Origin of the sequence: Chitinophaga sp. sic0106 (genome assembly GCF_019219075.1) — a bacterium.
Lineage (GTDB): Bacteria > Bacteroidota > Bacteroidia > Chitinophagales > Chitinophagaceae > Chitinophaga.
Genome location: NZ_JAHUWJ010000012.1, coordinates 160,001 through 171,704, shown reverse-complemented (window position 1 = coordinate 171,704; position 11,704 = coordinate 160,001). Strand labels below are relative to the sequence as shown.

At 49.6% G+C, this 11,704-nt stretch carries 8 protein-coding genes; 1 reads left to right on the top strand and 7 read right to left on the bottom strand.

The window, feature by feature from the left end:
- Window positions 1–4: 4 nt before the first annotated feature.
- The 3 genes from KW844_RS18435 to KW844_RS18425 all read right to left on the bottom strand — a co-directional run bounded on the left by KW844_RS18435 (window position 5) and on the right by KW844_RS18425 (window position 5,534).
- Complete coding sequence (locus KW844_RS18435; RefSeq protein ID WP_218378247.1) at window positions 5–3,373, bottom strand: SusC/RagA family TonB-linked outer membrane protein; 3,369 nt, start codon at window positions 3,371–3,373, stop codon at window positions 5–7.
- Between the two features lie 253 nt (window positions 3,374–3,626).
- A complete protein-coding gene (locus KW844_RS18430; protein WP_218378246.1) occupies window positions 3,627–4,733 on the bottom strand; it encodes a FecR family protein in 1,107 nt (368 codons plus the stop codon).
- Window positions 4,734–4,958: 225 nt separating this feature from the next.
- Window positions 4,959–5,534 carry an RNA polymerase sigma factor gene (locus KW844_RS18425; protein WP_218378245.1) on the bottom strand — a complete coding sequence of 192 codons (576 nt, stop codon included), beginning with the start codon at window positions 5,532–5,534 and terminating at the stop codon, window positions 4,959–4,961.
- A gap of 162 nt (window positions 5,535–5,696) precedes the next feature.
- Between KW844_RS18425 and KW844_RS18420 the strand changes: the two genes are divergently transcribed.
- The gene (locus KW844_RS18420; protein ID WP_218378244.1) at window positions 5,697–7,229 is read left to right on the top strand and encodes a M60 family metallopeptidase; all 1,533 of its coding nucleotides are present in this window, start codon (window positions 5,697–5,699) and stop codon (window positions 7,227–7,229) included.
- Window positions 7,230–7,275: 46 nt separating this feature from the next.
- Here KW844_RS18420 and KW844_RS18415 read toward each other — a convergent pair whose 3' ends face one another.
- The 4 genes from KW844_RS18415 to KW844_RS18400 are packed head-to-tail and all read right to left on the bottom strand — an operon-like array spanning window position 7,276 to window position 11,703.
- Window positions 7,276–8,403 carry a hypothetical protein gene (locus KW844_RS18415; protein ID WP_255578519.1) on the bottom strand — a complete coding sequence of 376 codons (1,128 nt, stop codon included), beginning with the start codon at window positions 8,401–8,403 and terminating at the stop codon, window positions 7,276–7,278.
- Entirely contained in the window at window positions 8,360–10,003 is a 1,644-nt protein-coding gene (locus tag KW844_RS18410) for an NAD(P)/FAD-dependent oxidoreductase (RefSeq protein ID WP_218378243.1), read from the bottom strand. Before KW844_RS18410 ends, KW844_RS18415 begins: the two co-directional genes overlap by 44 nt.
- Window positions 9,978–11,477, bottom strand: coding sequence for a polyamine aminopropyltransferase (locus tag KW844_RS18405; RefSeq protein ID WP_255578518.1), 1,500 nt, complete (start codon window positions 11,475–11,477; stop codon window positions 9,978–9,980). Before KW844_RS18405 ends, KW844_RS18410 begins: the two co-directional genes overlap by 26 nt.
- Before the next feature lie 10 nt (window positions 11,478–11,487).
- Window positions 11,488–11,703: a DUF350 domain-containing protein gene (locus KW844_RS18400; RefSeq protein ID WP_218378242.1), complete on the bottom strand. Its 216-nt coding sequence runs from the start codon at window positions 11,701–11,703 to the stop codon at window positions 11,488–11,490.
- Window position 11,704: the final 1 nt, after the last annotated feature.

The window sequence follows — 11,704 nt, the reverse complement described above, 5'->3', positions numbered from 1 at the left end:
CATTTTAGAAGGTAGCGAGGATAGAACAGGTCAGACTCCTTGCAAACGGATAATCGATTCCACGTTCCTGTTTGATGGTGGTGAGGCGGAGGATATCGTTCATGGTTACGGCACCGCGGAGCGACTGCAATCCGATGCTTCTGGCAATGGTTTGTGCCAGGTCGTACGACAGGTACAGGGATTGCAGCTCGAGCAGGTTTTCTTTCTGCACAAATCTGCTGGTAGCGTACGTGGTGCGCAGGTCGGTGATGTCTTTGTACTGTGCCTGGTCGCCAGGTTTCTGCCAGCGCATGGCCATCGCTCTGCTGTCAACATTAAAGCGTGGATCAGCGTTTTCGATACGGTCTACCAGGGTTTGGTTGTACGTTTCGCCACCAAATTTGTAATGGAAGCTAAAGCTCACCATCCATTGTTTCCAGCTCACGTTACTGCCGAAGAAGCCTTCAGCTTTTGGTGTGTAATCGCCGATAGGCTGGGTATATTGTACGTCATAATCATAGGTCAGCTTGCCATCCAGTGTTTCGTAGATTTCGCGGCCGTTTTGCGGATCGATGCCATGTGATTTAACGCCGTAGATGGTGTTGTACGACTGGCCTTCCTTGAAACGCAGCAGCGGTGTTCCTACGGCTTTATTATCAGGGTCCAGCTGGTATTTGTTTACGCTTTCGTTGTAAGCCTTCAGTGCATTGGAAATACGTACAATCGTATTGGTATTGTGAGCCAGGTTACCGGTGAGGTTCACGTTCAGGTTGCCTTTGCGCACAGCGTTCACGGTCACGTACAGCTCATACCCTTTGTTAGCCATATCGCCCAGGTTTTCCTTGTAGGTGGAAAAGCCGGTGCTGGGGGCGATATTGATATCTGTCAGCAGGCCTTTGGTGAGCTTGTAGTAATACACCGGAATCACTACGATCCTGTCTTTCAGCAGGCCAATTTCGGCGCGTGCTTCGTAGTTGGTGGTTTTCTGCCATTGGAGATTGTCGTTGCCATAGGCATTCACAACAGCACCAATACCAGTAGAGTACCAGTTGGAGGTTTGGTAAGCATAAGTTGTTCTGGCCAGGAAAGGAGGGAAGTCCACCGAACCTGTTACGCCGGAAGTTGCTGCCAGTTTGAGTCTGGATAATTGCGGGAAGGTGGATTTGAAGAAGTCTTCGTTATGAACATTCCAACCGATACCACCGGACCAGAAAGGAGCAAAGCGTTTGTTGGCGCCAAATGCAGAGGAACCATCCAGTCGTACAGCACCGTCAAACAGGTATTTGTTTTTATAGGAGTAGCTGCCGCTGAAGAAGGAACCGATGAGGCGTCTTTCTTCCACGCTGCCTTTAGGCGCTGCATTAGGTGTATAGGTACGGGCAAAGGCGATACTGGAGAATTTATCATTAGAGAATCCGCGTGCCTGAAATCCTTTAAAATCAGCAGTGGCCGAGGTTACGTTGGCACCCAGTACGGCGTTAATGGAATGGCTGCCGTTGATGAGTTTATTATATACTACACGTACGTTACCGTCCAGGTTGAGAGAGCGGGTAGCGGAATAGTCGTAACTACCTTTGTTCATGGCTTCTTCCGGAGGGTCCATGTAGAAAGCATTGCTGAAAGGCGAAACGAACTTATCGGCGGTGGTACGGGTACTGTTCATACTCATCAGACCGATGACACGCAAAGCAGGAGTGATGCGCCAGTCAGCAGAAAATGCATCAATCAGTTCGGTATAGCCGGTTTTATCGAAGTTGCCCAGGGAGGCTTCAAACAGCGGGTTTAATACCGGTACATTTTTGAATTGGTCATCATCTTCATTCTGGTGAGTATCTACTCGCCAGTTGGCGATTTCGCGTATGAGTTTCCCATCAGCTCCATAGATCGGATAATAAGGATTCATTTTTACATAATCCGTAAAGCTGCCGTAATTGGAGTTACGGGCGTTTACCTGTGTAACGGTCAGGTCGTTTTTAAGAACCAGCTTACGGTTAGGGTTATACGTAAAGCTCATGCCGCCGCTGTACCGGTCGCGTCCTGAATTTTTCATCACGCCGGGATCGGTCTGATAGCGGAGATCCACACCGTAGCGGAAGCTGGAGTCACCACCCTCAATATATACGGAATGCTTTTGTGAGTAAGCGTTGCGCAGCGGCTGTGCGAGCCAGTAGGTGTTAACGCCGCTTACTACATTTTTATATTTGGAATAGTATTGTGCGTCGAGTTCTTCCTGTGTATTAGCGGTATTGTTGACAGTGGTATAAAGTCCGGCGAGTTTTTCGTAGGCCAGTTTATCGGTTGCATTGAGTACACTGTAACCGCTGAGGTCTGGCGCCGTAGCTTTCATTTCCGCATTGTAGCTCAAACGCAGGCGCCCTGGCAACGGTGCTTTGGTAGTGATCACGATTACACCGTTAGCGGCCCTGGAACCGTAAACGGCAGTGGCGGCAGCATCTTTCAGAATAGTAACCGAAGCGATGCGGTTAATATCCAGATCCACTACTTTTTGCAGTGGCACTTCGAAACCATCCATGATGAATACCGGCAGGTTATAGGAGCTGGAGAGGTTATTTCTGTCCAGTATTTCCCCGTTAGGCATGGCGGTGGTACCGCGGATATTGATCTTAGGCATCGCGTTTGGATCGGAACCCAGGAGGTTATTATCCCCGATGCGGAAGGAGGGGTCAAAGGAGGCAAGGCCTTTGAGCATGTTCTGGGGGTTGAGCCTTTTCAGGTCTTCTCCCTTAACTACGATGGCGTTACCGGTGTAGTTATCTTTTTTGATCACCTGGTAACCGGTTACCACCACGTCGTTCAGCGCGCTGGACTTCGGTGATAACTGGATCGGGCGGTTACGGATGGCGCTTACGGGCACTTCCCTGGTGTTGTAACCAACGCTGGAAAGGACGAGGATGTCGCCGTTATTTGCCTTGATGGTAAACTGACCTTTGTCGTTACTGAGCGTTCTTTCCGTGGAGTTTTTAACATACACGGATACGGCGATCACCACGTCTTTTGTCAGACTGTCTACAATCCTGCCGACGATGGTGCTGTCGGCCGCCATGGCGGCGGCGATAGCTGGTTCTGACGAACCCGGATTACTGGCGGTAGTTACTACAATTGTTTTGTTGACAATTGTAAAATTGAGTTTAAATTTTTTCAGGCAGGATTGCAGCGCATCTTCCAGGGTAGCATTTTTGATGTCTACATCTGTTTTTAGTTCAGCGGGGTTTACGTTTCCCTTATAGAAGAAGGTGAAACCCGTTTGTTTTTTGATGTCTGCAAAAATGCTTTCCAGCGAGGCATTCTGCCGGCTGATGGTCACATGCTGGCCGGCTGCATATACCGGCACGTATAGCAGGATGATCAGCGGTAGCAGGAGCCATGCTTTCATAAGTAAGCACAAAGGTTTCCTGGCCTTCGTTGCGGGCAACGAAGGAGGACAATGAAATTTGAATTTCATGTTGGTCGGATTTAGTCGATAAAATGTGCGGATAATCTCCGGTTGGCAGGTCTTACTGCTGGTGGCATTCGGTCGTTATCGCATGCTTGGTTGATACTGATAGTTGGATGTTGATTTTTACAAAGTGATACACATAAGCTAAAAAAAATTTAAATCGGTTACTGTTAAGGATGTGCGGCAAACATTAATGCTTATAGCCAACGGTAATAACATCTTCTTTTATATCGAATGTAAGGCCATTGATTTCCAATATTTTTAAAACATCTTCCAGTTTACTGCTGCGGGATATTTCCCCGAAAAATCTTTCATCGGGCAGGTTGCCATTGTACCTGATGCTAACATTATACCATCGTGCGATGTCGCGCATCACAGCGGGCAGGTTATCATTTTTAAAAGAGAACAGGTTATTGATCCAGGCAGTTTCTTTTTCTGTATCGGCGTTTACTTTACGTATGGCAGTTTCATTACTGCAGATGGTTTGCTGGCCGGGTTGTATAATAATAGCGTTGTTGCCCTGGCTTACTTTTACGGCACCCTGCAGGAGGGTGGTTTTATGTTCCCCGTCTTCCGGGTAGGCGTTTACGTTAAAACGGGTACCCAGTACCTGTACGGATTGATTGCCTGCCTGTACGATAAATGGTTTGGCGGGATCGGCGGCAATATCAAAAAAGGCTTCCCCCTGGAGTTTTACCGTTCTGTTGCCGGCGGCAAAAACAGCCGGGTAGGTAAGACTGCTGGCTGCGTTGAGCCATACGGCGGACCCGTCCGGGAGCATGATTTTATATTTCATGCCGGCGGGGGTGGAGAGCGTGTTCTCCTGGTTTTGGTTATTACCTGCGCTGGCAGGGGCAGTTTTATATAATAGTGTTCCGTCTTCTTCCTTGGAAATGATTACACCGGCCTGACTGGCAATCTGACCATCGGCGGTGCTATCCAGTGCTATGGTGGTGCCATCTGCCAGCCTTAGTGTAGGCGCGCCCGTAGCATAAGCCATGGTAGCCGGTTTGGCAGGGTTGCTTTTTTGTTGGAGTAGGAAAAGGCCTCCGGTGCCTATCAGGGCAGCCACTGCTGCCGCTATCGCCCAGCGGCGTACCGGCATGCGCTTCACCGGTGTTGCAGGTACAGCAATCGCACTGTCTATTTTTTGTTTAAGCACTGCTTTCAATCCTTCATACTCCGTTTCGTTCTCCGCAGTGATCAGGTCATCTTCTGAGTCGAACAGGTCAAAATACGATTCAAGAAAGGCAATCTCCTCGCTGGTGGCGGTGCCTGTCCTAAAACGTTTTAGCATAATGTTTAAAAGTTCCCTTTGCTGATGGTCCATCTTCGACTATTTCTATATATATGAGCAGATAAAATCAAAAGCGCCCATAAAAAGTTTAAATATTTTTAAATTATATATGTTCCGGGTGCTTTTTATTTGTCAGGGAGACATTAGTGCCTCCAGCACCCACGTCTCCCGTTAATTAATCAGCCAAGGTGTAAGCATGCTTTCAGAAAGCACCGGGGGCCAGCACTACTTCATCGTCAGCATAATCGCTATCTGCAACACAATCAGCGACTCCCGCAGCGTAGACAACGCCCGTCCCATCTGGTTCCTGACCGTCTTTACAGAAATATCCAGCTGGGCAGCAATCTCCTGACTGCTGCGCCCCTCCTGGAAACGTAGATTGAAAATTTGCTTTTGCTGGGCAGGTAAAGTATTGGTAAGCGCCTCAAAGGCAGCATAGAACTCCTTGTATAATACATGGCCATCGGCAAGACCGTAACCACCCAGATCGTCACTGTCCTCCGGCAAATCACCGTAGCGACTCTCCTTCTCCATTTGTCTGAAAACGCCATTACGCGTGGCTATACGCAAATACGCAGGAAGATTCTCAATAGGGGTGTCCTTTTCCCGGCTCCATAGCTGCACAAATACATCCTGCGCTATGTCCTGGGCCATGTCCATATTATGTACCCGCTTGTAGGCAATATTAAAAACATCCTTCCAGTACCGGTTATATAAAACGTCAAAAGCAAGGCCGTTCCTTCTGCTGAGCTCCGCTAAAAGGTCCTGGTCATTTGCATTCAGTAGTTCATCCCTCCCCATAATTGGGCATAAAACTAAAAATACTTTCGGTTAAAAAAAGGATGTTTTGTTTAAGTAGTGGTGTGGGTTTGTTAACCTCCCGGCCAGACAAAGGTTATCTTGTGTAAAATTTTATTAATTGACTGCATCCCCTGTAGTAATTTAAGGCCATATAACAGGAACATGAAAAATTACTACGTACTCACGGTAGCACTGCTGTTACCTACAGTATCACTGGCCTCGGTGCCGCCGTCGGATACCACCCGCAACGATCCATCGCAACTGGAGATCCGCAAAGATCAACCACTGGGCAAACAGGATACGGCTTTGCGCAAAGCGGTGATCAGCTGGAGCCGCACCACACTCGAAAACACGGATTATAAAACCATCCAGGCACACCCTTCTTCCAGATACTTCCCCGGGGAAGTAAAACCAGGTACACCCACCATAAAAAAGGTGATTTCAATCCGACACCAGCGACCGGCCGACAGCACCTGGCGCATTTTGCGCCGTATGAACGGCTACCCCGATACCTATACCCAATATAGTACCGGCTTGTATGCCCCGGCAGGACAAGTTATCGAAATCCAACTGCCTCAACACCTCGCTGATATGGGGGAACTGTTCGTACAAATCGGTTGCCATACCGACAACCTCGGGCAGTGGAACGCCGGCCGCTCCAGCTGGGTACGCATGCCGGATATTGTAAAATACGCCCCACTGGATAAAGCCGTTGTACGGGTCAACAGCCCGTTTGGAGGCCTCATCTATATTAAGTGCCGCCCTACGGTAAAGGACTGGTCCGCCGATATTCGTATCAGCGGCGCCGTTAGTTCCCCGCTCTATATCCGCGGTGTTACCACCGATGAGCAGTGGCAGGCCCAACTCAAATCCAGCGGCGCTCCCTGGGGTGAAATCGCTACCGATCGCATCATCCTTTCTGTACCTGATTCCATATTGCAAAAACTCAGCAATCCTAAAAAAGTCATGGACCTCTGGGACGCAATCATCGGTGCAGAAATGGACCTGGGCCAATATCCGCAGCCGGTATACCGCCCCATGCGCCTGGCAGTAGATGTGCAGATCAGCGGTGGCTTTATGCATAACGGTTATCCCATTATGGCACATTGCGACGAAGGCACCCTGAATACCATCGCCAACCCCGACCGGCTCCTCCTGCCTTCCAGTGGTGGTTCAAACTGGGGCTATTTCCATGAAATAGGGCATAACCTCCAAAACCCCGACTGGATCATTGCCGGCACCGGTGAGGTCAGCTGCAACTTCTTCGCACTCTATTGCTTCGACCGACTCATCGGTGACCGCCACGGCGCCCACGGCGAGATGACCGCTGAAAAACGCAAGGCGCGCATACAACAATACTTTGCAGCCGGACCCGATTATGCAAAATGGAAGCAGGACCCTTTCCTGGCCCTTACAATGTTTTGGCAAATACAGGAAGCTTTTGGATGGGAAGCATTTAAAGCCTTTATCCGCCGCTACCAGGAAAACCTGGTCACTGACCCCAATGCCAGTTTCGCAAAAAATGAAGATTCAAAACGGGATCGGTTTGTGCAAACTTTCTCCGAAGTTACAGGACGTAACCTGGTGCCATTTTTCAAGGCATGGGGTTTTCCGCTGGGAACTAAGCTGGAAAAGGAAATGAGAGTATATCCGGAATGGATGCCGTATAATATGAAGTTCGACGTCGCACACTAATTTGCCATCAGCGTAGGCCTCGTGCCTGCGCTGATGTATGCGAATGCTAATCCATTGTTTTCTCCCGCCAGTTATACCTATCTTCCTTCATCTTCCAAATAAATCCATCCAGCACATAATGCGTTACCTGTGGCACCGCCAGCAACGGCACCAGCAACATCAGCACCACACTGCTTTCCACCTCCGGCAACTGCTGAAATAAAGAGAAAACCCGGGTATGCTCCCGCCATACAAAACCATCCCATAAGCCCTCTTCCACAAAGGCAAACAAGGCAATCAGCCCCAAAAAAAGCAGGATACCCCTGTTACTGAATACAGTTTGCAGAAATTTGTTGCCGCTGGCCCCCACATGGTATTGCTTCCGGCCATGAGCCCACACCAGGGCCATGTACGGTATGCCGTGACTGATCACATTCAGCAACGTGAACGTAAGGTCTCCCTTAAAAAAAATAATACCGAAATACCAGGATAGGAGGGTGCCCAACACCAGCAACTGCTTAGGTATATTAATCAGCTGGTATTTAATACTATGTCCGATTTCTTTTCCCAGGTAGATGGCCATGATCGCGAGGTAAGCACCCCAAAGTATATCAAGGATCTTACTGTTCCCGGCCACATAGAAAAAGTCATCCGGAATGAACCAGTTGAACGGCATCGGCCCTTTTAAATGCCAGTATATCAAAGGATACACGGTCGCAGCATAAATAGTAATGGTATCAATGCGCCTGGAAAGTCGGCTCCTGGCCTCTTTGCGACTATAAATACGCAGGAAACCATATTGCTGCCGCACAAAATGATATACCGCCATATAAGCCAGGATACGCCAGAACACCAGCGGTCCGGCTGCATAGGCCACCACACCAGCTATCCACGCCAGCACGGGCACCCACACGAATAAACGACTTTGCCTGCGAAAAGTGCCGCCATCAAAGTAGGTCCGGTAAATAGTGGAGTAAACATGCGACACATCAATAAACAGCACCAGCAATACCCACCAGGCCACACTCACACCCTGCTGCGGCCGGAAAGCCTCCGGAAACAGCCAGATAGCCAGCAGTGCGGCAAAAGGAGGGAGGAGGATGAAAAAGCCATCCAGATTGCGACTATAAATCCAGGGCTGCTTCCTGCTGTTAGCTGCAGTAAGCGGCAAGGGCATTGGCTGCTTTATTTCCATGGTAAAAAGCTTCTTCAAATATTGAAATGCCGCTTAAGTCGGAATGGGCATAAAAAACATTGGCAAAGGGAGATTTTTGCGCTGCGGCTCTCACTTCTCCCGTAATAAATCCTGCATGCGGGCGGATCATCCCATGCCCCCATATCGTAATATCAATATCCCCGATCAGCTCCGTAATGCCGGGATGCACCGTTTCCAGATCATCAGCAATGAGCTTTACCCAATGCCGGGGCGATAAACCAATGGCGTACTTCCTGGAAGCCACCGGGTCCAGGTGATCCAGCGGCAGGTAATATGTGATTACCTGTTTGGCAGGCATCTGCTGCGTTAGCCGCTGCTGCTGCGCGTTTACATAACCCAGGGACTTTCCCTGGTAAATCACATTATCCCAGCTCAGCTGGTAGCCGGACGATTCCGGAACACGCTCCAGCGTAATATTGGCCACTAACCAGGGCGAATACACGAAATCGTGGTGGTAACTGCCTCCCGGAATCAGGCGCTGTGTTACAAACTGCGGCGTAGCCATAATACAGGCTTTGGCCACCAATCGTTTTATCTGATGGGTATTAATATCGTAGTAATCAATCAGTACCTGTGTAGGTTCGGGTGTGATCTTGTACACCACACAGCCGGTCTGTGTTTTATCGCGGCTAAACTGTTGCAGGTGCTGTGCCAGCCTGCCGTTACCCTGCGGCCACGTGAGCAGCTGTGAACTGTCGGCATTGCCTGCCTTTCCTTTCCGCGAAGCGAAGTAGTGAATGGCAGCCCAGGCGCTGATGGTGCTGATGCCGGCGCCGTAGTCGTCGCGGCAGCAGTAATCCAAATACCAGCGAAGCTCTTCGGAATGATAGCCCTGCTGCTGCAGCCAGGCTTCCATAGTCAGCTGGTCCAGCTCCCGGTAACTGGCATCTGTGGAGCTATTATCCGCCGGTATGTCAAAGGCATAGCGGTTATCGCTGCCTTTGGCCCGGCGCAATGTTTCCATCAGCTCCAGGAATTTCTTTATCTCGTCCTGCGTTTGCTGGCTGATGCCAAGCTGCGGAATCAGTCCTTCCTGCCAACGGTTACGGATATACAGTCTTTCTTCCGGATCATAGCAAAGGTCTGTTTCGTTGTATACCGGAAGACCGTCAGCATTGTAATGCGTTAATATTCCGGCTTCTGCCAGGAGGTCGAGCAGGGGTTGATTTTCAATATTAGGGATGGGTAAATAGTGCGCCCCCAGCGGGTATGCGCTGTATTGGTTACTGCCGTAACTGGCATTGCCGCCGGTATGAGGTTCCAACTCCAGCAACCGGAAGTTGGTAAACCCGCTGTGGTGGAGACTCCTGGCGGCACTAAGCCCGGCTACACCGCCACCAACGATCACCGCATCAGCATACTCCGTGATGGCTGGTGTACCAAATTGCTGGTCCCGCATCATATGGCCTGCTTTTGCGGAAGCGCCGCTGATGCGACTATTAATATGCGCGTAGTTATCTTTCTTTTCCATACAGGCCACATATTGCGCCACGGTAACTGTGCCGCCGGCGATGATGGCCATGTATCGCAAAAACTCTTTTCTGCTGATGGTATTACTCCTGGTATTTTCCCCACTCATCTTCAAAATATTGTACCAGTATCTGGTTGTTTAAATGATTGGCCAGCACTTTTCGTTGCTGCATGTCGGCAGTGAAGTCACACATCTGGCTGAAAGTGCCGGCAGCAAAGTAACGCAGCCCGGCGGGCAAGCTGTCATGGTGTTTGGCCAATGGTCCGGGAGATGCCATCACGTAACCCCATTCACCGAATGAAGGCACATAGGTATGATAGGGGATGGTTTGATAATTACATTCCTGCAGCGTGGTATTTACACACCAGAATGCCTTTGGTGCTACATAAGGAGAGGTAGACTGAATCACCACCACGCTGCTGTCGGTAAGTGCATGGCGCAGCTTACGATAAAACGCGGTGGTATAGAGCTTTCCCACGGCATAATTGCCGGGGTCGGGGAAGTCAACGATCACCACATCATACTGCCGGTCATTTTCCTTGAGCCATTGAAAGGCATCGGCGTTAATCACGCGCACCCGTGGCGATAACAACGAGCTGTCATTTAACGAAGCGAGCATGCTGTTTTGCCGGAAAAGCCGGGTCATGGCCGGGTCGAGGTCTACCAGTGTAACCTGTTCCACCTCCGGGTATTTGAGCAGCTCCCGTGCAGCCATACCGTCCCCACCACCCAAAATCAGCACCTGACTATGTTTGGGGCTATACAGCATAGCCGGATGAATGAGCGCTTCGTGGTATCGATACTCATCCGCAGAGCTGAATTGCAGGTTACCATTGAGGTACAGCCGTAGATCCAGTCTGCTGTGCGTGAGCACAATCCGTTGATAAGCGGAGGAATGGGAATAGATCACGGGATCTCTGAAGGCCTGACTTTCTGCAAAGGTCATAATCTTATCTGCCCAGATGAAGAGACCCAGCAAAACGATGATACAGGCCACTGCTTTGGATTTCAGATAAGGAGCCCATTTTATCTCTCTCTTAAATTTAACTAAAACAACCATAGCCACGGCCACATTGAGTATCCCGAAAAAGCAGGAAGTGCGGATCAACCCCAGGTAAGGTACTAACAGTAACGGGAACACGATTGAAGCCGCCAGAGCGCCAATGTAGTCGAACGTGAACACTCTTGATACAAGGTCTTTGAACTCATACCGGTCCTTGAGGATGTTCATCAGCAACGGAAGTTCCAGCCCTACCAGCGTACCGGTGAGCCCTACCAGCAAATACAGCACCAGCCGGAAGGATGCCGCATGTTCAAACAGCAGGAAAAGCGCCGCCGAACTAATACCGCCAATCAGGCCCACGAGGATCTCCAGCTGGATAAACCAGCTGAGCAAATCCTTTTTGAAGAAACGGGAAAAATATGCGCCAATACCCATTGAAAACAGGTAGGCACCAATGATGGTCGAAAACTGTGTTACAGAATCTCCCAACAGGTAACTAGCCAGCGTACCTGCTACCAGCTCATATATGAGCCCACAGGTAGCAATTACAAACACCGATAATAATAACAGAATTTCCAACGTACAACGATTAACTATGAATGGCCGAACTGATGATCATGCCAATGGCGATTATAAAAGCACCTACCACAATGGCCAGTGCAATATTTTTGTTATGCACGAGCTCCTTCCAGGTATTTTCCGGAGTAAGGCGGTCCACCAGCCAGAAGGCAATAACGAGGATAACCACCCCCAGTAATGAATACACGGCAGAGGCGAGGATGTACTTGAATTGTAATGTTTCCATA